Here is a 19,209-nt window from a genome sequence, read left to right as displayed (position 1 = left end):
ATTCTGGGCATGCACATGTACTTTCTTGCCGTGCTGACGCTCGATGGCTACCTACTCGCGCCGCGCCGGGACCGCTTCAGCCTCACGTCCGACACCTACGAGACCTGGAGTCTGCTGCTGCCCCGGAGCGGAGCGTTCGCCTTCGAGGTCTCGGGGGCGTCGCCTGGGGTGGCGAGGTTCGGGGATATTGTCATCTGCCCGCCAGGCGGGACGCTTCGACGCACGATGCGGACACCCGTGTCCTTCTTCCACGCGCGCTTCAGTACCGATCTGGAGCCGCCGGCCGGCTGCCGGCGAGTGCAGGATCTCGACCGTCTCCGCGCGGACCTGACGATGCTCGAGGCAACAGACGGTCACGCGGACCTGGTGGCCGCTCACGTCGTCACAGACCTCGTACTGATGACTTTGCGCGCGCACCACGACGCACCCGGGGACGACCTGGTGGAGCGTGCGACGGCGTACGTCCACGAGCACTTCACCGCACCGGACCTCTCGCTCGGCGCCCTGGCCACCGCTCTCGGCATCAGTCCCGCACAACTGTCCCGCAGATTCAAAGCGGTTCACGGCGTCACACCGGTCCTGTACCTTCGCCGCCTCCGGATCCGGAAGGCGCGCGAGCTCCTCGCCGGGACCGACGACACGCTGCAGGTCGTCGCCGAGCACTGCGGGTACCGCAGCGCCTTCTACCTCAGCCGCGTGTTCAGCAAACACACGGGCCGATCGCCCTCCCAGTACCGCGACCTCAGCCGGGTCTGACGGCGTCGCATCGGGGGCCGGCTGCATTTGGGGTCTGGTATTTGCGAAAGCGCTTGCGCTACTCTGCGGAAACGGCCGCTCGCGCCCCATCCCCGCTGAGGAGTTCGCATGTACCGACCCCCGATCCGCTCCACCGCAGCGCTCACGACCTCCCTGATCCTGCTGGCAGGACTGGTGGCCTGCTCCAGCGCCCCCTCGTCCTCCTCCGCCGCGCCCGATGGGTCCGGACAGGTGACGCTCACTGTCGGTGACCGTCCGTCCAGCTCCGACCCGGCCAACCGGGCGACGTTCGACAAGAAGGTGGCCGACTTCCAGAAGGCCAATCCGGACATCAAGCTGGACCCGGTCGAGACGATCTGGGATGCGACGACGTTCCAGGCGCAGGCGGCCGGCGGTCAGCTCCCCGACGTACTCAATGTGCCGTTCACCGAGCCGCAGGGCCTGATCGCCCGCAAGCAGGTCGCCGACCTGACGAAGGTGCTCAAGGACGACGGTCTGCTGGGCGAACTGAACCCGAACGTGCTGAAGATCGCCCAGGACCGGTCCGGCAACGTGTACGCCGTACCGACCGCCGCCTACTCGGTTGGCCTCGTCTACAACCGCGACCTGTTCACCAAGGCAGGTCTGGACCCGGACAAGCCGCCGGCGACCTGGGACGAGCTGCGGGCGGACGCGAAGCAGATCGCGCAGAAGACCGGGCAGGCCGGCTACGCCCAGATGACCACGAACAACACCGGCGGCTGGATGTTCACCACCCAGAGCTACGCGTTCGGCGGGTCGATCGAGAACGAGGACGGCAGCAAGGCGACGTTCGACGACGCGCCGTCGCGGGCCGCGCTGCAGCTGCTGCACGACCTGAAGTGGACCGACAAGTCCATGGGCCAGGCCGTGCTCTACGACATCGACGGCATCTCCAAGGCGTTCGCGGCCGGCAAGATCGGCATGTTCATGTCCGCGCCGGACGCGTACCGCACGCTGGTCAACACCAACGGCCTGAAGGCGTCGGCGTTCGGGATCGGCCCGATGCCGCAGCAGGGCGGTGACCACGGCACGCTCAGCGGTGGCAGCGTCCAGATCGTCAGCCCGAGTGCGACGGACGCCGAGAAGGCGGCTGCGATCAAGTGGATCAAGTTCGCCTACCTGAACAAGTACGTGAACCAGGACGCCGCGGTGACGAGCGCCAAGAACGGTGTGGCGGCGAAGCTGCCGGTCGGCGTGCCCGGTCTCCCGGTCGTCGCGGCGGACCAGTGGTCGACGTACCAGTCCTGGATCAAGCCGTACGTCAACGTGCCGTTGGCGAACTTCGCGCCGTACACGAAGGTGGCGGCCGACCAGAAGATCATCGCTGAGCCGCCGGTGAAGGCTCAGGAGGTGTACGCCGCTCTGGACCCGGTAGTGCAATCCGTACTGGGTAACGCGAAGGCCGACATCCCGGCACTGCTGACCAAGGCGGCCGGCACCGTGAATGCCAAGCTCGGGCGCTGACTTGCTCCGCCGCCTGCGCAACGGGGTACCGGCAGTGCTGTTCGCGCTGCCGGTGCTCCTCATCTTCCTGGTCTTCTCCTGGGGCCCCATCGTCAAGGGCCTGGTGATGAGCGTTCAGCAGACCAACCTGATCGATCCGGTCAAGTGGGTCGGGCTGGAGAACTTCCGGTACGTGCTGACCGACCCTGCGGTCGGCCAGGCGTCGCTGAACACCCTGTGGTTCACCTTGCTCGCTTTGCTGTTCGGCTTCCCGGTGCCGGTGCTGCTGGCGATGTTCCTGTCCGAGCTGCGCGGCAGGTCTTGGCTGTACACCATGCTGGCCTACCTGCCGGTGATCACGCCGCCCGTGGTCGCGATCCTGCTCTGGCGGTTCTTCTACGATCCGTCGCCCAGTGGGATGTTCAACTCGATCCTCGGCAGTGTCGGACTCGGACCGTTCCTCTGGCTGGACAGTCCGTCGTCTGCGATGCCATCGATCGTGCTGGAAGCGACGTGGGCGGGTGCCGGCAATGCGGTGATCATCTACCTGGCCGCTCTGACGTCCGTACGCGCGGACCTCTACGAGGCAGCCGAGCTGGACGGCGCCGGAGTGGTACGTCGGGTGTGGCATGTCATGTTGCCGCACCTACGCAGTGTCCTGTTGCTGATGCTGCTCCTGCAGGTGATCGGGACGATGCAACTGTTCACCGAGCCGCTGCTCTTCACCGGCGGCGGACCACAGGGGTCGACGATGACGATTCTGCTGCTCATCTACAACTACGCCTTCGTCAACGGTGACTACGGCGCAGCTACCGCGCTGAGCGTGCTCCTGGCGCTGGCTCTCGCCGTACTGTCGGCTGTCTTCCAGTTGGCCACGCGTGGCTGGAGTACCGAGTGAGTGTGCTGTCGGACGCGGACCGCAAGCTCACCCGCATCCGAGTGCCGTTCGTCATCGGACAGGTCGTCGTACTGATCGGACTGCTCGTCGCCGGGCTCGGTCCGCTGCTGTGGTTGCTCAAGGCAGCGATCTCGCCGACGCAGGACAGCATCCGGTCGCCGCTCGCCTGGTTCCCGTCCGGCCAGGTGCAGTGGGGCAACCTCGCGATAGCCTGGCAACAGGGCCACATCGGCTACTACCTCGGCAACACCGCCATGATCGCGGCAGGTACGGCGGTTGCGTCGCTGATCGTCTGTACGACGGCCGGCTACGTGCTCAGCGTGCTACGGCCGCGGTGGGGGACCGTGCTGTCCGGAGCGATCCTGGCCACGCTGTTCGTGCCGCACATCGTTTCGCTCGTCCCGCTGTACCTGACCGTGCTGAAAGTACCTGTAGTGCACGCCAACCTGACCAACACGTTCTGGGCGGTCTGGCTGCCACCTGCGGCCAGTGCGTTCAACGTGCTGATCGTGAAGCGGTTCTTCGACAGCATCCCCCGCGAGTACTTTGAAGCGGCCCGAATCGACGGTGCCGGTTCGATCCGCGTCTTCACCTCGCTCGTGCTCCCGCTGTCGCGGCCGATCCTCGGTGTGGTCGTGCTGCTCAGCATCATCTCTTCCTGGAAGGACTACCTGTGGCCCCTGCTGGTGCTGACGAATCCGGATCTGCAGCCGGTCTCGGTGGCGTTGCCGAAGATCGCCAAGGTGACGGAGCTCAACATCCAGTTGGCGGGCCTGTTCCTGGCCCTGCTGATCCCGGTACTGCTGTTCCTGGTCTTCCAGCGAGCATTTCTGCGTGGCGTGGGCCTGTCTGGGGGAATCAAGGCGTGAGGCGGGTTCTCGTGACGGGTGCGGACGGCTCGATCGGCCGGGCTGCCGTCCTCGGCCTGCAGAAGAGCGGGTACGACGTCACCGGCCTGTCGCTGCGCTACGACCACACCAGCACGGCGGACCGCCCGCTGGTCGGCGATGCGCGATCGGCGAAGGATGTGGCGGCCGCACTCGACGGTGTGGACGCCGTACTGCATCTCGCGGCGATTCCGCATCCGAGTCTGGGCACGCCGGAGGAGGTGTTCGAGAACAACGTCGCGGCGACGTTCAACGTGCTGGCACAGGCCGGGCAGCGGGGGATCGGCCGGGTGGTGATCGCCAGCAGTATCAACGCGTTCGGCGTACCGATGAATGTGAACGAGGTACAGCCGGCGTACTACCCGCTGGACGAGGCGGTCGAGGCCGACATCGCGGATGCGTACTCGTTGTCCAAAAGCGTGGACGAGCAGAGTGCACGGATGGCGTGGCGGCGCTGGGGAACCACCGTGATCGCGCTGCGGTTCCCGCTGGTGAAGACTCGCGAGGAACTGTTCAAGTTCGCGGCCATGACCGAACGCGACCCGTCGGTCATGGCGCGGGAAGGCTGGGCCTACCTCGACCTGCGCGACGGCGTCCGGGCGATCATCGCCGCACTCGAGTCACCGGCCGCCGGGGCCCACGTGGTCGGTCTGGCGGCCGATGACATCCTGATTGACCGGCAGACCGCTGAGCTGTTGCGCGAGTACGCGCCAACGGTGCCGCTGCGGTCGGAGGTCGCGGGACGTGGATCGTTGGTCGACACGACCCGGGCGCGGGAGCTGCTGGGCTTCAGGCCGCGGTACTCGATCCACGACGAGGATCAGGTGGTCTCCGCGGTCACGACCTGAGGAGCGACGTACCGGATGCCGGGCTGGGGGTCGGGCTCGAGGAGGTGGGCCGCCACCTGCCGGCCGATCTCCTCGAGGCCGACGTCGATCGTGGTCAGGTGGCGGGAGACCCGCTGATCGTGCATCAGCTGCTCCCAGTTGTCGACGCCGATCAGTGCGACGTCACCGGGCACGTCCCGCCCGGATGCGCGGACGATGCGTTCGGCGCCGCGGGCGATCGCGTCGCTGCCACAGAAGATCGCGTCGACGTCAGGTGCCTCGGCCAGGACCTCGGCGGCCGCCTCGGCGCCCCAGCCCTCACGCCAGCGGCCGAAGCGCGGCGGGGCCGCCCACTCGAGCCCGGCATCGGCCAGCACCTGCTCGGCTCCGGCCACCCGGCGCTGGGCGGCGTTGTCGTGCGGCTCCGCGGTGATGTGGGCGATGCGCCGGCGCCCCTTCGACAACAGGTGCCGTACGGCGAGCCGGCCGATCTCGTCGTCGTCCGACGTGATCGTGACGTCGTCGGGGTCCTCGGTGAACGTGAACGCGTAGATCACCGGGACGTCGAAGCGGCTGGTCAGCGACGGCGTCGGATACGACGTACCGGTCCCGATCACGATCACGCCGTCGATCCGGCGGGCCCGGAGCTGCAGGATGCTCTCGGTGACGTCGTGTTCGTCGATCCGCGCGTCGTACAGCAGGATCGCCTGCTCCTTGGCGCCCAGCTCGGTGGCGGCAGTGGCCAGCACCACGCGGGTGAAGGGGTTCGACGCGCGGTGGGTGAGCACGCCGATGGTCTGGCTGCGGCCGCGGGCGAACGACCGGGCCAGGGCGTTGTGCCGGAACCCGAGCCGGTCCGCTGTCACGCGGACGTGCTGCCGGGTCGCCTCCGAGATCCGATCGGTGCCGTTCAGCGCCTTGGAAGCGGTCGACAGCGACACTCCGGCCGCAGCGGCGACATCGGACAGCGTGATCACTGAATCGGCCATGTGCACATCGTAGTCAGCAACGAGCCGTTGACAGCGGGCTCCCGCAGTATCAAGGTGTGATTTGCGAAACCGCTTTCGCTTCCTGGGAGGAAATTCCATGGCCCGTCGCCGCTCCGGCGCAGTCAGTCTTCTCATGGCCGGTCTGCTGCTGGCCGCCGTACTCCAGTCGCCCGCTCGCGCAGCTGTCACCGCTGCGCCGACTCTGACGATCACACCGACCACTGTGGGCAACACCTTCACCGTTGGGCAGCAGGTGAAGCTGGGCTTCAGCACCGACGCCGCCACCGTCAACTGGACGGTCCGTGACGCCGGTGGGACCGAGGTGGCGAAAGGCTCCGCACCGGCCGCCACACTCGACGGACAGCTCGCTCTGCCGGTCAGCACGCCCGGCTGGTACCAGACCGACCTCACAGCGGTGGGGTCCGACGGTACGACGACGCTCGGCGGCACCGATTTCGCCGTACTGACTCCACACGACTTCTCGACGTCCACGGATACCCGGATCGGAGTCGCGGGCGCACTGGGCTTCGGCGGCAGTGCCAACCCCGGTCTGGAAGCCGTGCCGCTGATGGCGAACGGCGGTATCTCTACCGACCGCGACGAGGCGTTCTGGGCCGCGGCGGAGACCACGAAGGGCGTCATCCAGTTCCCGCAGCGGTACAAGGACTACATGGCGGCGCTGGACGCCAACAACGTCGACTTCCTCAACATCCTCGACTACGGGAACACGCTGTACTACCCGGACGAGGCGCCCGCGACGGACGAGCAGCGCGAGGCGTTCACGCGGTACGCCGTCGCAGCCGTCGACCAGTGGGGTACCGAGCACACGACGTACGAGCTGTGGAACGAGTGGAACCTCCGTGACCCGAACGGTGCCGCGAAAGCCAGCCCGGAGAACTACGTCGCGCTGCTGAAGACGGTGAGCGCCGCGGTACGGGCGAAGCACCCGGACGTGAAGCTGACAGGCCCGTCGCTGGCGGTCATCAACGACTGGCAGGGCTGGTTCACCAAGTTCGCCGATCTCGGTGGGCTGGACTACGTCGACGCCGTGACCATCCACCCGTACGTGCAGCCGCTGGACCCGGAAGCGTCGGTCACCTACGTCAACACGATCCGCAACATCATGGCGGCGCACGGCTCGACCAAGCCGATCTACATCTCCGAACAGGGCTGGGCGACCGGGACGAACCCCAGTGCGGTCTCCGAGCCGGCGCAAGCGCGTGACCTGGTGCGCGGCAACCTGCTGGCCTACGGCAACGGTGTGGCGCGGTACAGCTCCTACAACTTCATGGACTCGGGTACGGACCCGTCGAACGTCGAGCACCGGTTCGGCCTGGTGCGCAACCGGCTCGACTCGCGTGGTGCGCTCGTACCCAAGCCGTCGTACGTCGCCACCGCCGTCCTGGCCCGCCAGATCGACGAGCTCCCGCTGATCGGCCAGACCCGCTTCGGCACCAACGGGTACGACGTTTCGTTCGACGCCGGTGCAGGGCAAAGCGTCCACGCGGTCTGGTCGACCACACCCGGAGTGGTGGCGGCAACCGCCCCGCCCGGCTCGACTGTCCAGGTCACGGACCTGTACGGCGCAGAGACCACACTGACCGCGGACGCGGGCGGACATGTCTGGGTGACTGCCGGACCGAACCCTGTCTACCTGAAGGGCGCGATCACCGGACCGATGCTCCCGTCCAGTCGCTTCGCGCTGTCGGTCGGCCCGGAGATCGCCGGAGACCCGGCCACGGGCACGCTCACCTTCACGAACCCGGACACCGTCACCCACGCGTTCACCGTCTCTGCAGGGGGCGCCGAGACCAGTGGTTCGGTCGCTCCAGGTGCTACGACCACCGCACCCGTCGGCTACCCGGCGCAGGACTCGACCGGGCCGCGGACCTACTCCGCAACGGTCACGGTCGACGGCCGAGCGGTTGCCCTTGTCTCTGCCACGGGTACCGCGACGCCACCGTTGTCCGTGACCGCCTCGCACGTGGTCAACGGCAGTGGCAAGGACCTGCTCCGCTTCCGCGTGGCCAATGCTTCGTCACATGATCTGCCGGTCGCGGGCCTCGACTGGGCGACCGGCACAGCGTCGGGGACCCTGTTCGCGGGTTGCACGATTGCCGCGCACTCGACCAAGCAGGCTGACGTACCGCTGAGTCTCACCGCAGCGTCCACGTGGTCCGCGAGCCTCCGTCGTACCGGACTGGTCGATATCAAGGCCTCCGGCAAGCTCACGCCGGTCAGCGGGCCGACCGTGGCGAAGCGGCACACCGTGACACTGGACGGCGCGATCGACCCAGCTGTTGCTGGGCAGCCCGCGATCGCACTCGAAGGCACCGGCACACCGCCAGTGACCGGCTGGGGTGGTCCGAGCGACCTGTCGGGATCGCTCTGGCTCACCCACGACGACCAGAACCTGTACCTGTCCGCCAAGATCACCGACGACGTGTTCTCCCAGCCGAACCGGGCCGGCAACATCTGGGGCGGTGACGGGATCCAGCTCGGTATGACGGCCGGCGCGCCCGGCGAGGCGACCACTACCCAGGAGATCGGTGTCGCGCTGACAGATGCCGGTCCGGTCGACACGTGGCGCTGGACACCGACCAGCCAGACCGGTACGCCGCCTGGCGTGCAGGCCAAGGTCGTGCGGGACGAGGCCGCGCACACCACGACGTACGAGATCGCTGTCCCGTGGAGCACGCTCGGGTTCGCGCCCGGCGATCGGTTGCTGTCGGCAACCGTGGTGGTCAACGAGAACGACGGCACCGGGCGGCGCGGCTGGCTGACCTGGGGCAAGGGTGTGGCGGAGACCAAGAACCCGGCCGGATTCAACCCCGTCGTCCTCGACCCCGCGACCCACTGACGCCATGAGACGCCTACTTGCTGTCGTCCTCGCAGTCTGCCTTCTCGCCTTCGGCACGGTCGCCACCGCACAGGCCGCCGTACTGACGCTCACGCCGATCACCCTCGGCAACGTCTTCACCGACGGCCAGCCGGTGAAGTTCGGCCTCAGCACGGACGCGGCCTCGGTCGGCTGGTCGGCGGCCGACGTCAACGGCACCGTTGTCGCCAGCGGCAGCCAGGCCGCGGCCGGCACCTTGCAGCTCCCGGTCACCACGCGCGGCTGGTACAAGCTCACGGTGCAAGCCGGTACGACGACCGCTCAGACCACGTTCGCCATCGTCAGTCCGGTCAGCACGTCGCCGATCGCCGGACTCACGTCGCACCGGATCGGCGACTTCGAGAACACCGCCGAGGGCTGGACGTTCTATCCCGGCAGCGAATTTCCCGGAGCCACCGGCAGTTTCGGGCTCGACAGCACCGGCAACCACTCCGGCGCGAGCTCGGGAAAGCTGTCGGCCGACTTCGGTGCCGGCGGCGCCTACGTCAGCGTCAACCGGTCGTTGCCGGCGGTCGACGCCACCAGCGTCAGCTTCTGGGTGAAGTCGCCGAACCTGTCGTTCCTCACGTTCCGCCTGACCGATTCCACCGGCCAGGTCCATCAACAGCGCCTGACGTTGTCGGGGGCAACCGATTGGCAGCCGCTGGCCGTCACGAGGTTCGACGGCGGCAAGCAGTACGTGCACTTCGGTGGCGCCAACGACGGTGTCTGGCACGGCCCGGCCAAGGCGGTCGAGGTCGTGCTGGACAAGGCGGCGATCTCCGGCGCGACGACCACGACCCTGAACCTCGACGACCTTGCACTGAACGCGCCGGCCGGCGAGCCGACCACACCGCTCGGCGACTACGAAAGCGCGGCCGAGGGCTGGTCGTTCTATCCCGGCAGCGAGTTCCCCGGCGCGACGGGCAGCCTGGCGCTCGACGCTACCTCGGCTGCAGCCGGGACCCAGTCGGCCAAGCTCTCGGGGGACTTCTCCGGCGGCGGCAACTACGTGGCCGTCCAGCGAACCACGGTCCCCGTCGATCTGACCGCCATCAGCCTGTCCGTCAGAACCAGCCAACTGTCGGCCCTCGGGCTGCGGCTGACCGACGCCACCGGACAGGTCCACCAGCAACGACTGACGCTGTCCGGCTCGACCGCTTGGCAGCAGCTGACCGTGACGCGGTTCGACGGTGGCTCTGGCTACCTGCACTTCGGTGGCGCTGACGACGGCATCTGGCACGGTCCGGCGAAATCGATCATGGTCACACTGGACCGCAGCTCGATCATCGGCGGCGGTACGACGGCAACGGTCAACTTGGACGCGGTCGCGGCGACCACGGCCGCGTCGTTGCTCGGTGCAGGTACTCATTTCGGCCAGTCGTGGAGCACGACCCCGGTGCCGTTGCTCGCCCAGTCCGGCGCCCGCGGTGCGCGCGACGAAGCGCTCTGGGACCAGGCCGAGACGACCCGCGGCACGTATGCCTTCCCAGCGAAGGTCACCAACTATCTCCAGGCCTTCCAGACCAACGGCATCGACCCGCTGCTGATCGCCGACTACGGCAACGCGTTGTACGACGACGTACCGGACAACGCCTTCAACGCACCGTTCACCGACGCCGGCCGAGCCGCGTTCGCCAACTACGCCGACGCCCTCGCCACGCAGTTCCCGCAGATCAAGAACCTGGCGATCTGGAACGAATGGGACGTCAACGCGGCCGGCCCGTCCAACATGACACCGGAGAGCTATCTCGCGTTGCTCAAGGCAACGTACCCGAAGCTGAAGGCCGACCACCCGAGCCTGACCGTCGTCGGCGGCGGTGACACCGACGTGAACCAGGTGGCCTGGTTCGAGGCGTTCTGTCAGCTCGGCGGGCTCAAGTACCTCGACGTGGTGTCCATCCACCCGTACAACTACCTGAACGCTCCCGAGGGACTCGGCGCCGCGGTCGACCAGGTCCGCGCGCTGATCCGGCAGTACAACGGCGGCGTGGACAAGCCGATCTGGGTCACCGAGTCCGGCTGGTTCACGGGGACGCACGTGAGCAACGTCAGCGAGCCGACCCAGGCCATGTACGTCGCCCGCGCCCAGCTCGCCGTCCTCGGCCACGGCGTCGACCGGTACTACCTCTACGACTTCATGAACGACGGCATCGTCGCGGCGGATCAGGAGGACAACTTCGGTCTCGTACACAACCCCGCCGATGCGCTCGGTCCGTACACCCCCAAACCGTCGTACGTCGCCTACGCCACCGGCGCTCGCCAGCTCCGCGGCGCGACGTTCCTCGGCAAGGAGTTCCCGGGCAACGGGCTGATCGACCAGGTCTTCGCCACCAACGACGGCACACCACTGCGCGCGATCTGGGCAGCCGGCGGCACCGGCACCACCATCACCGTCACCGCGACCGGACCGATCCAGGTCACCAACCTCTACGGAGTCTCGGCGACCTACACCCCGGACGCGAACGGGAAGGTGGTCCTGTCGGTCGGCGTCTGGCCGACGTACGTCACCGGATCCACCGTCACCTCGGTGACGACACCGTGAATCGCGGCCGTACGGCATCCGCGGGCTCGCCGTTCAGAAGATGAAGAAACCTGTGACTGCGGTCGGGATGGTGCCCAGCAGGAGCCAGGGGGACGGGAGCCGGTGGAAGATCGCGAGGATGCCGGCGGCGGTGAGGACGCCGATGACGCCGGACATGATCCACAGGCCGACCCCGCGGCCGAAGTCGTCGTGCGAGATGCCGATGCTGTAGACGGCCAAGGTCACGGCCGGGACAGTCCCGACGTGGAAGAGAACGGCTGACACGACCCAGCGCTGGACCGTCTCGATGTTCATCGGCCGAGGTGTCCGGCGGCGTCGTACCGGGGCGCGGCGCACCTGGTCCATCAATCCTCCGACTGGTTCTTCGCCGCGGCGATGACGCGGGTCAGGCGTTCGTGCAGTTGCATGAGTTCATCGATGTCCATTCCGAGACGGGTAACGATTGCCGGGGGGACCTTGAGCGCCTGCTTGCGGAGTTCGCGCCCCTTCTCGGTGAGCGCGACCGCGAGTGAGCGTTCGTCCCTGGCGTCGCGGTCACGGCGCAGCAGGCCTGAGCTCTCGAGCCGTTTGAGGAGCGGCGACAGCGTCGCGGGCTCGAGCTGGAGCATGCTCGACAGGTCCTTGACCGAGACCGGTTCGAACTCCCAGAGCGCCAGCATGACCAGATACTGCGGATGCGTCAGCCCCATCGGTTCGAGGACCGGCCGGTAGAGCGCGATGACGCTGCGCGACGCGATCGCCAGCGCGAAACACACCTGATGCTCGAGCGCCAAGGGGTTCTCCGGCCGGCCCTGTCTCATTTTCGCTGCGGTCACAAAGTTAGTGTAGCAACATTACGTACCCTAATAGTTAGCGACCTAACTAATGAGGAGACGTGATGGCACGAGAGCAGGTGCTGGTCGACGGTGACTGGCTCGAGAAGAAGCTGGACGACCCGGCCGTGGTGGTCTTCGAAGTGGACGAGAACAGTGGGGCGCACGCGGAGCGGCACATCCCGGGCGCGCTCGCTCTCGACTGGCGGGCCGATTTGCAGGACCCGTTGCGCCGCGACCTGATCGGCCAGGACGCGTTCGAGGCGCTGCTGACCACGCACCAGGTGACCCCCGACGACACGGTGATCCTGTACGGCGGGGACAACAACTGGTTCGCGGCGTACGCCTATTGGTATTTCAAGCTGTACGGGCACCACGACGTACGTCTGCTGGACGGCGGGACCAAGCGCTGGGAGCTCGACGGCCGGCCCCTGACCGGTACCCCGACCCTGCGCGAACGCCTGCCGCGACCGGGTGCGTACCGCGCGCAGCCGGCCGACGGAAGTCTGCGCGCGTACCGGGATGGCGTCATCGCCGCGATCGGCCGGGACAGCATCCTGGACGTCCGGTCGCCGGCGGAGTTCTCCGGCGAGATCCTCGCGCCGGCGCACTTCCCGCAGGAGCAGCCGCAGGTTCCGGGTCATATTCCCGGAGCGGTCAATGTGCCATGGTCCAAGGCCGTCGCGGACGACGGCACGTTCCTGACCGACGTACGGCTGCGTGCGTTGTACGCCGATGCCGGCCTCGACCTCGACAGGCCGGGCGGTGACATCGTCGTGTACTGCCGGATCGGCGAGCGCAGCGCGCACAGCTGGTTCGTCCTGCACGAGCTGCTCCACCAGCCGTCGGTGCGGAACTACGACGGTTCATGGGTCGAGTACGGCTCCCTGATCGGAGCCCCGATCGAGAAATGAGACCTTGTTGTACGGGCGTTGCAGACAGCCGCAACGCCCGTACAACAAGACGGCCCGACGGGCCAGGAAGGCACGGAAACGTCATCGGACAGCGGGGGCACCCGCCAAGCGGATTCCCGCCACGCCTTCCCGCGGTCGCTACCCGTCCCGTCCCACCGACGGAGCCCTTGCTGAGGGTGAGCTGTGGCGCGCGTATTCAGCCCTGGTTCAGTAGCGCGCTGAGAGAGTTCGAGGAGCACACGAAGCAGGGAGGCATGATGAGGTTTACGAGATGGCTTGCTGGAGTTCTGACGGCCGTGACGATCATGTCCGGCGGGACGGTGGTGGCGACGTCCGCGGAGGCGGCTGTTGCCGTACGGCGCTGTCCGCTGCCGGTGTTCGGTCCGGGTGCGACGTACCGGCCGCGCTTCGAACCTGGCAAGTTCACCGCGCATGTGACCAACCGGTTCTTCCCGCTGAAGGTCGGGCGGACGCTCGTCTACACCGGCGTGAAGGACGGCAAGCCGGCGTTGAACATCATGACGACCACCTCTCGTACCCGGATCATCGCCGGGGTGCGGACCCGTGTGGTCGAGGACCGCCTGTACCTGGGCAATGTGCTTGAGGAGCGAACGAGCGACTACTACGCGCAGGACCGGTGCGGGAACGTCTGGTACTTCGGCGAGGACACCGCCACCCTTGATGCCCGCGGCCGGGTGGTCAGCACCGAAGGCAGCTTCCACGCAGGAGTTCGCGGTGCCCAGCCGGGAGTCGTCATGCAGGCGCATCCGCAGCTCGGCCGGTGGTTCCGGCAGGAATGGTTCGCGGGTGAGGCCGAGGATGTCTTCCGCGTCGTCGACCGATCGGCCCGGATCCGGGTGCCGTACGGCAGTTTCCGGCACGCGCTGCGGACCGAGGAGAAGACCGCGCTCGAACCCGGCGTACTCGACAACAAGTACTACGTCGCCGGTATCGGCGAGGTCTTCGAAGGATCGGTCAAGGGACCACGCGAAGTCCTTCGCCTGGTGGAAATCATCTCCTGATCGCGCCTACACGTCATAGGCGTGCAGTCCGATCAGCAGGCCGGTCGGGTCCAGGATGTAACAACCCCGGCCGACCTCCGGGATGGTGAAGGGCTCGACCGCCACGGTGCCGCCGTGCTTGCTGACGAGCTCGAGCGCAGCCTCCAGGTCGTCGACACGGATCACCGGAATCGTCCGTGGCTGGCCGTCGCGCGACGGCATCAGGCCGGTGTCGACGCCATGGTCGGTGCCGTGCGGCGCGACCAGGTAGTCGGGTGCTGCGAACGGCTGGAACTGCCAGCCGAACACCTCGCTCAGGAAGGTGTTCGTCACCTCGAGATCGGGGCTGTTGAGCTCGACGTAACTGACGGGTTGACTCATGATCGATCTCCAGGAGTGTGGCGCCGCAGCGCGGGTGCCTTTTCGTGACGGGCGGCCACGTCGATGGCCCAATGTGCCAGCGCGTGGAGCGCGTCGGGGCTCAGTTCGTGCCAGCGGTGCCGGCCGACCAGGGTGGTATGCACCACCTCGGCGGTTTGCAGGATCTTCAGATGCTGCGAGACGGCGGGCCGACTGATCGGGAACAGCTCGGCCAACTGTCCGGTCGTCGCCGGTCCCTGCGCCAGCCGCCCGACGATCCGCCGCCGCGATCCGTCCGCTAGCGCTGCTAGTACGGCGCCCACCTCGATCGTCATACCCGCCTCTCAACGTGTAAGTCGGAGCTTACGCGTAAGGAAATGCTTACGCAACAACGGTGGAGGCGTTCTAACCTTCGACAAAACGCGCCTACGAGCGAGGCGGCGTGCGGCGATTGAGTCATCCTGGGGTCACGCCGATTTCGGGGAGGGAGGCTGTCATGAGCGCCGCGGATCATCGGCATCGGCCGTTGGTGGGGCGGGACCCGGGGGAGCGGCACCGGGCGGCGACGCCGTTGGAGTTGTTGTACGACCTGACGTTCGTCGTTGCGTTCGGCACGGCCGCGGACGAACTGGCGCACTACCTGGCCGAGGGGCACGCGGTCGCGGCAGTCGGTGGGTTCTGCCTGGCGGTGTTCGCGGTGGCGTGGTGCTGGATGAACTACTCGTGGTTCGCGTCGGCGTACGACAACGACGACTGGGTGTTCCGGGTCGCCACCCTGGTTCAGATGGTCGGGGTGGTCGTCCTGGCGCTGGGTCTGCCGAACATGTTCGCGTCGCTCGACCACGGCGGGCATATCGACGTACGGATGATGGTCTTCGGGTACGTCGTACTGCGGCTGTCCATGCTGTTCCTCTGGATGCTTGCCGGACGCAACGATCCCGATCGGGCGCCTGCGGCCCGCAAGTACATCTCCGCGATCGGCGTCGCGCAGGTGGGATGGGTGGTGCTCGCGCTCCTGAACCTTCCGGTATGGCTGTTCTTCGTGCTGGGCATCCCGCTCTTCGTCCTGGAGCTGGCCGGTCCGGTCCTCGCCGAGCGCCGGCGCGAGACGCCCTGGCATGCACACCACATCGCCGAACGCCACGGGTTGCTGCTCCTGATCACCCTGGGCGAGGGCGTGCTGGGCACGGTCGCCGCGCTGAACGCACTCGTGCACGGCGACCACGGCTGGACCTTCGAGGCCGCGCTGCTCGCGGTCGCCGGCCTCGGCCTGACCTTCGGACTGTGGTGGATGTACTTCGCTGTTCCCTGGGGCGATGTACTAGACCGTCACCGCGACCGCTCGCGTCCCTGGGGCCTCGGACACTTCCTGCTCTTCGGATCGGTCGCTGCGACGGGTGCCGGGCTGCACGTGGCGGCGTACTTCCTCGAAGGCACCGCCACGATCGGCGCCACCACGACCGTGCTGACCGTCGCGATCCCGGTGGCGATCTTCATCCTGACGCTCTATGCGATCTACTGGGCATTCGTCCGCCAGCACGACCTCCTGCACCCGCTACTCCTCGCCGGCACAGCAGCCGTGATCGCACTCGCAGTCGCCTGCGCAGCGCTGGGCGCAAGCATGTCCTGGTGCCTCGTAGTCATCATGCTCGCCCCCGCCGTAACAGTCATAGGCTTCGAAACAGTAGGCCACCGCCACCTCACCCAGGCCCTCGTAGAGAGCTGAGCCCGACGACGACCGAGTTGGTGGCCAGGTTCTCCACCGTGGCGGGGGAGCACGGCAGCCCGGACACCTGGCGTGACCCGCGCGGCTTCGCGTTGAAGTTCTACACGTCCGAGGGCAACTACGACATGGTCGGGAACGACACCCCGGTGTTCTTTCTGCGCGATCCCGTGAAGTTCCAGCACTTCATCCGCTCGCAGAAACGCCGCGCGGACAACAATCTGCGCGACCATGACATGCAGTGGGACTTCTGGACCTTGTCGCCGGAGTCGGCGCACCAGGTGACTTGGCTGATGGGGGACCGGGGCATTCCGCGCACCTGGAGGCACATGAACGGGTACTCCAGTCACACCTACATGTGGGTCAACGCTGACGGCGAGAAGTGCTGGGTGAAGTACCACTTCATCAGCGACCAGGGCATCGAGTGCCTGACACAGGCCGAGGCAGACGCCCTGGCCGGGTCGGACAGCGACTACCACACCGGGGATCTGTCCCAGGCGATCAAGCAACTCGCGGACGCCGAACTGGTCCGGCTGCACAACCGGCTCCCGGACCTCACCGAACAACAGCGAGCCGAGACGGCCGCCACCGTCCACCGCATCCCCCGCAAAATCCTGCACCGGCCGACAGTCCGCGCCAAAGAGCTCTCCGCCGGCCCGAACCGGCCTGACAATCTCGAAGCACTTCGCCGGCTCTTCGACCTCGACACACGCCCGTCGTCGACTGCGCCGTGACGAGCAGCGCCGAGCCAGGACTCGGATCACAGCGAGTGGATGCGGCGGCTGTCTCCTTCGGACTGGCCGGCGTGATCTGTGAGGTTATGTCTGAGATGTCCTGCGGTGGGTCAGGCGTCGTCGGCTCGGAAGCAGCCGTGGAGGTGGTCGTTGACGATGCCGACGTTTTGCATGAAGGCGTACACACTGGTCGGGCCGACGAAGCGGTATCCCTGCGCTTTGAGCTGGTGTGCGAACGCTTCGGATTCTGGGCTGGAGGTCGGTAAGGCGGCAAGGGATCGCGGTGACCGGTGGCCCGTGGGCTCGTAGGATTTCGCCAGTTCGGCAAGGGTCGGCGAGGCCGACAGTACTGCGCGAGCGTTGTCGATGGTGGCCTGGATCTTGGCCCGGTTGCGGATGATCGAGGCGTCCTGCGTCAACCGTTCGACGTCATTGTCGTTCATGGCCGCGACCTTGGCGATGTCGAAGCCGTGGAAGGCGGCGCGGAAGGTGTCGCGCTTGTTGAATACGATCGACCAGCTCAGTCCGACCTGGAAGACACCGAGGGTGAGTGCCTCGTACATCGCTTGCTGGTCGTCTGTGCGGTGGCCCCAGACGTCGTCGTGATATCGGCCGAGCGGTGTGCCGGCGTCGCCTGCCCAGGCGCAGCGTGATCTGCCGTCGCTACCGAGGATCACGTCATCGCGGCTCATCGCGGTTCTCCATCAGGAGGGGGCTGGCTGCGACGACCCGTGTGAGCTGCTCGATCGACAGGCAGTCGGTGGTTGGCGGCGGCGGTAGCGGAGGTGGCGTACACGTCGATCATGGGCATGGCTGCGGGTCCTGTCCTCGGTTGTGCCTGGTTTGGTCAGGCTGAGCGTAGGACCAGTAGATCGCGGGGGGAGCACCAGGTTCCATCACACGAATATGTGAAGGATCCCCGCTGCTGCCGGCGGCAGGCTTGGCCTGCAGGTGACCCGACAGCTGACGGACGGATGATCATGGCAGGCTCCGTGCAACCGACAGGTAGGGGATTGCGTGCGCGAGGGTGGCGCGTAACGGATAACCCACCAGGCGCAGGAATTCCGGCATCGCGCCGCTCATGAGGTGATTTTGGTGACCAGGTCGAGGAGGTTGCCGTCTGGGTCGCGTAGTGAGGCGGTTCGGTTGCCGTTTCCGGAGTCGTGGGGTGTGGTGACCGTCGGTGCGCCGGACTCGGTGAGGTGCGCGTAGGCACGGTCGAGATCTGTGGTCCACAGCACCAGGCACATCGCCGGCGCGCCCGGTGCCGCGTCGATGCCTTGATGAGATTTGGCGGCCTCGACGGTGCTCAGCGCGATCGCGGTTGCGTTCAGGGTCAGCTCGACGTGGTTCGGCGATTCCGTGGGAGTCCTGAAGGTCTCGGTGAATCCGAGCACGTCCTTGTAGAACCTCAGACTGCGCGGCATGTCGGCGGTGTAGATGTTCACGAAGCCGTTCTCGAACATGATGTAACCCTTCAGTCCTCGTCGATCGCCAGATCGTGCAGTTTGTGCAGCGCATTCGTCCAGTACGCCTCGTACTGGGAAACCCACGGCCCGAACGCCGTACCGAGTCCGGCACGGTCGATCCGGTAGTGCTGATGCCGGCCTGCTTTCTCGGCCACCACCAACCCGGCGGCCCGAAGCGTCATCAAATGCTTGGAAATACCCGATGTCACCAGCTCGGGAAACTCTGCGGCGAGTTCGCTCACGGTGAGACTGCCGCGATCCATCAACAGCTCCAGAATGCGCCGCCGCGTCGGATCCGCGATCGCGCGGAACGGATCGGGATCCTCACCCACCGTCGGCCACCAGTTCCGCGAGTCGCTCGAGCACCAGGTGACGATCCGCGCCCCGCTCGTACGCATCCCGGGTCTGCCGCCAGGCCGACGTACCGATCCCGGCGAAACCGTCGTGAGTCAGCGTCACCTCCGTACCGGCGTCCGTTGCATGAAGCGCGATCACCAGCCGTCCGGGGTGCTCCCAACCGGAGTCCTCTTCCAGCCAGGACAGCACCAGGCGCCCCTCCGGAACGAGTTCGAGTACGACGCCGCTGATCCAGGTGACGTCGTCGGCCCCGAGCATCCGGTACCGACCGCCCTCCTCGAGATCGATCGTCAGCGTCGGCGCGAGCCAGCGCCGCAGCACCTGCTGCGAAGCGAACTGCCGCCAGACCACGCTCGGCGCCCGGGGAATCGCGATCCGACGTGTCACCTGAGGCATGAACTTCTCCTAACGTCTTACCATCCGGTAATGCATTACCTCATGGTAAGGCGTTGGGCGTCAAGCCAGGATGAAGCGCCGCGGCCAGAACGGCGGCGCCGAATCAGGACGTAGGCCGGCTGGTGGGGAGGATGCTGGAGAGGAATCGGACCGGCGCCAGCTGGCTGAGCGCGGTCGGAACGATCGCCAGGTGGATGCG

General features: G+C 67.0%; 19 protein-coding genes and 1 pseudogene. 11 read left to right on the top strand and 9 right to left on the bottom strand.

The features are described 5' to 3' along the window. The first annotated feature begins 30 nt into the window (after positions 1–30). From ACWF0M_RS05615 to ACWF0M_RS05595, 5 genes are all read left to right on the top strand, one after another. The gene (locus ACWF0M_RS05615; RefSeq protein ID WP_452234405.1) at positions 31–756 is read left to right on the top strand and encodes a helix-turn-helix domain-containing protein; all 726 of its coding nucleotides are present in this window, start codon (positions 31–33) and stop codon (positions 754–756) included. Positions 757–864: 108 nt separating this feature from the next. Next, a complete protein-coding gene (locus ACWF0M_RS05610; RefSeq protein WP_452234404.1) occupies positions 865–2,241 on the top strand; it encodes an extracellular solute-binding protein in 1,377 nt (458 codons plus the stop codon). After that, positions 2,222–3,118 carry a carbohydrate ABC transporter permease gene (locus tag ACWF0M_RS05605; protein ID WP_452234403.1) on the top strand — a complete coding sequence of 299 codons (897 nt, stop codon included), beginning with the start codon at positions 2,222–2,224 and terminating at the stop codon, positions 3,116–3,118. Before ACWF0M_RS05610 ends, ACWF0M_RS05605 begins: the two co-directional genes overlap by 20 nt. Next, positions 3,115–3,987 carry a carbohydrate ABC transporter permease gene (locus tag ACWF0M_RS05600; protein ID WP_452234402.1) on the top strand — a complete coding sequence of 291 codons (873 nt, stop codon included), beginning with the start codon at positions 3,115–3,117 and terminating at the stop codon, positions 3,985–3,987. Before ACWF0M_RS05605 ends, ACWF0M_RS05600 begins: the two co-directional genes overlap by 4 nt. Beyond that, entirely contained in the window at positions 3,984–4,853 is an 870-nt protein-coding gene (locus ACWF0M_RS05595; protein WP_452234401.1) for an NAD-dependent epimerase/dehydratase family protein, read from the top strand. The genes ACWF0M_RS05600 and ACWF0M_RS05595 overlap by 4 nt, the downstream gene beginning before the upstream one ends. Here the strand turns inward: ACWF0M_RS05595 and ACWF0M_RS05590 are convergent. Then, complete coding sequence (locus tag ACWF0M_RS05590; protein WP_452234400.1) at positions 4,826–5,821, bottom strand: LacI family DNA-binding transcriptional regulator; 996 nt, start codon at positions 5,819–5,821, stop codon at positions 4,826–4,828. The two genes, ACWF0M_RS05595 and ACWF0M_RS05590, sit on opposite strands and share 28 nt — an antisense overlap. 97 nt (positions 5,822–5,918) lie before the next feature. Between ACWF0M_RS05590 and ACWF0M_RS05585 the strand changes: the two genes are divergently transcribed. Both ACWF0M_RS05585 and ACWF0M_RS05580 read left to right on the top strand, forming a co-directional pair. After that, complete coding sequence (locus ACWF0M_RS05585; RefSeq protein ID WP_452234399.1) at positions 5,919–8,681, top strand: GH39 family glycosyl hydrolase; 2,763 nt, start codon at positions 5,919–5,921, stop codon at positions 8,679–8,681. A 4-nt stretch (positions 8,682–8,685) separates the two neighbouring features. After that, positions 8,686–11,244, top strand: a complete 2,559-nt coding sequence (locus ACWF0M_RS05580) for a glycosyl hydrolase (protein WP_452234398.1) — start codon at positions 8,686–8,688, stop codon at positions 11,242–11,244. Positions 11,245–11,277: 33 nt separating this feature from the next. On the opposite strand, the gene ACWF0M_RS05575 is transcribed toward ACWF0M_RS05580, so the two are convergent. Continuing rightward, positions 11,278–11,589, bottom strand: a complete 312-nt coding sequence (locus ACWF0M_RS05575) for a hypothetical protein (protein WP_452234397.1) — start codon at positions 11,587–11,589, stop codon at positions 11,278–11,280. Next, a complete protein-coding gene (locus ACWF0M_RS05570) occupies positions 11,589–12,017 on the bottom strand; it encodes a MarR family winged helix-turn-helix transcriptional regulator (RefSeq protein WP_452234396.1) in 429 nt (142 codons plus the stop codon). Before ACWF0M_RS05570 ends, ACWF0M_RS05575 begins: the two co-directional genes overlap by 1 nt. Positions 12,018–12,121: 104 nt before the next feature. Between ACWF0M_RS05570 and ACWF0M_RS05565 the strand changes: the two genes are divergently transcribed. Further along, positions 12,122–12,970 (top strand): sulfurtransferase, encoded by an 849-nt coding sequence (locus ACWF0M_RS05565; protein WP_452234395.1) that lies wholly within the window; start codon positions 12,122–12,124, stop codon positions 12,968–12,970. 257 nt (positions 12,971–13,227) lie between these two features. Then, positions 13,228–13,992 carry a hypothetical protein gene (locus ACWF0M_RS05560; RefSeq protein WP_452234394.1) on the top strand — a complete coding sequence of 255 codons (765 nt, stop codon included), beginning with the start codon at positions 13,228–13,230 and terminating at the stop codon, positions 13,990–13,992. Between the two features lie 6 nt (positions 13,993–13,998). Here the strand turns inward: ACWF0M_RS05560 and ACWF0M_RS05555 are convergent, their stop codons facing one another. Continuing rightward, a complete protein-coding gene (locus tag ACWF0M_RS05555) occupies positions 13,999–14,352 on the bottom strand; it encodes a VOC family protein (RefSeq protein ID WP_452234393.1) in 354 nt (117 codons plus the stop codon). Then, positions 14,349–14,666, bottom strand: a complete 318-nt coding sequence (locus ACWF0M_RS05550; protein ID WP_452234392.1) for an ArsR/SmtB family transcription factor — start codon at positions 14,664–14,666, stop codon at positions 14,349–14,351. The genes ACWF0M_RS05555 and ACWF0M_RS05550 overlap by 4 nt, the downstream gene beginning before the upstream one ends. 161 nt (positions 14,667–14,827) lie before the next feature. On the opposite strand from ACWF0M_RS05550, the gene ACWF0M_RS05545 reads away from it, so the two are divergent. Further along, entirely contained in the window at positions 14,828–16,057 is a 1,230-nt protein-coding gene (locus ACWF0M_RS05545) for a low temperature requirement protein A (protein ID WP_452234391.1), read from the top strand. Between the two features lie 11 nt (positions 16,058–16,068). Then, positions 16,069–16,788 (top strand): annotated as a pseudogene (locus ACWF0M_RS05540) (catalase); the annotation flags it as partial. A 110-nt stretch (positions 16,789–16,898) separates the two neighbouring features. On the opposite strand, the gene ACWF0M_RS05535 reads toward ACWF0M_RS05540, so the two are convergent. The 4 genes from ACWF0M_RS05535 to ACWF0M_RS05520 all read right to left on the bottom strand — a co-directional run bounded on the left by ACWF0M_RS05535 (position 16,899) and on the right by ACWF0M_RS05520 (position 19,010). Beyond that, entirely contained in the window at positions 16,899–17,480 is a 582-nt protein-coding gene (locus ACWF0M_RS05535) for a DNA-3-methyladenine glycosylase I (protein ID WP_452234390.1), read from the bottom strand. 387 nt (positions 17,481–17,867) lie between these two features. After that, positions 17,868–18,254 (bottom strand): VOC family protein, encoded by a 387-nt coding sequence (locus tag ACWF0M_RS05530; RefSeq protein WP_452234389.1) that lies wholly within the window; start codon positions 18,252–18,254, stop codon positions 17,868–17,870. A gap of 11 nt (positions 18,255–18,265) precedes the next feature. Then, the gene (locus ACWF0M_RS05525) at positions 18,266–18,589 is read right to left on the bottom strand and encodes an ArsR/SmtB family transcription factor (protein WP_452234388.1); all 324 of its coding nucleotides are present in this window, start codon (positions 18,587–18,589) and stop codon (positions 18,266–18,268) included. Beyond that, complete coding sequence (locus tag ACWF0M_RS05520; protein ID WP_452234387.1) at positions 18,582–19,010, bottom strand: SRPBCC family protein; 429 nt, start codon at positions 19,008–19,010, stop codon at positions 18,582–18,584. The genes ACWF0M_RS05525 and ACWF0M_RS05520 overlap by 8 nt, the downstream gene beginning before the upstream one ends. Between the last annotated feature and the right edge of the window lie 199 nt (positions 19,011–19,209).

The sequence above is a fragment of the Kribbella sp. NPDC055110 genome, from assembly GCF_053607525.1.
The sequence above is the reverse complement of the archived record's forward strand: the minus strand, read 5'-3'. Positions and strand labels throughout refer to the sequence as shown.

What these genes read in the sequence shown, in the direction of transcription:
- ACWF0M_RS05550 (WP_452234392.1), bottom strand. Translation starts at nt 14,666, where the DNA reads ATGACGATCGAGGTGGGCGCCGTACTAGCAGCGCTAGCGGACGGATCG.
- ACWF0M_RS05555 (WP_452234393.1), bottom strand. Translation starts at nt 14,352, where the DNA reads ATGAGTCAACCCGTCAGTTACGTCGAGCTCAACAGCCCCGATCTCGAG.
- ACWF0M_RS05535 (WP_452234390.1), bottom strand. Translation starts at nt 17,480, where the DNA reads ATGAGCCGCGATGACGTGATCCTCGGTAGCGACGGCAGATCACGCTGC.
- ACWF0M_RS05545 (WP_452234391.1), top strand. Translation starts at nt 14,828, where the DNA reads ATGAGCGCCGCGGATCATCGGCATCGGCCGTTGGTGGGGCGGGACCCG.
- ACWF0M_RS05580 (WP_452234398.1), top strand. Translation starts at nt 8,686, where the DNA reads ATGAGACGCCTACTTGCTGTCGTCCTCGCAGTCTGCCTTCTCGCCTTC.
- ACWF0M_RS05610 (WP_452234404.1), top strand. Translation starts at nt 865, where the DNA reads ATGTACCGACCCCCGATCCGCTCCACCGCAGCGCTCACGACCTCCCTG.
- ACWF0M_RS05530 (WP_452234389.1), bottom strand. Translation starts at nt 18,254, where the DNA reads ATGTTCGAGAACGGCTTCGTGAACATCTACACCGCCGACATGCCGCGC.
- ACWF0M_RS05520 (WP_452234387.1), bottom strand. Translation starts at nt 19,010, where the DNA reads ATGCCTCAGGTGACACGTCGGATCGCGATTCCCCGGGCGCCGAGCGTG.
- ACWF0M_RS05565 (WP_452234395.1), top strand. Translation starts at nt 12,122, where the DNA reads ATGGCACGAGAGCAGGTGCTGGTCGACGGTGACTGGCTCGAGAAGAAG.
- ACWF0M_RS05590 (WP_452234400.1), bottom strand. Translation starts at nt 5,821, where the DNA reads ATGGCCGATTCAGTGATCACGCTGTCCGATGTCGCCGCTGCGGCCGGA.
- ACWF0M_RS05585 (WP_452234399.1), top strand. Translation starts at nt 5,919, where the DNA reads ATGGCCCGTCGCCGCTCCGGCGCAGTCAGTCTTCTCATGGCCGGTCTG.
- ACWF0M_RS05575 (WP_452234397.1), bottom strand. Translation starts at nt 11,589, where the DNA reads ATGGACCAGGTGCGCCGCGCCCCGGTACGACGCCGCCGGACACCTCGG.
- ACWF0M_RS05605 (WP_452234403.1), top strand. Translation starts at nt 2,222, where the DNA reads ATGCCAAGCTCGGGCGCTGACTTGCTCCGCCGCCTGCGCAACGGGGTA.
- ACWF0M_RS05560 (WP_452234394.1), top strand. Translation starts at nt 13,228, where the DNA reads ATGAGGTTTACGAGATGGCTTGCTGGAGTTCTGACGGCCGTGACGATC.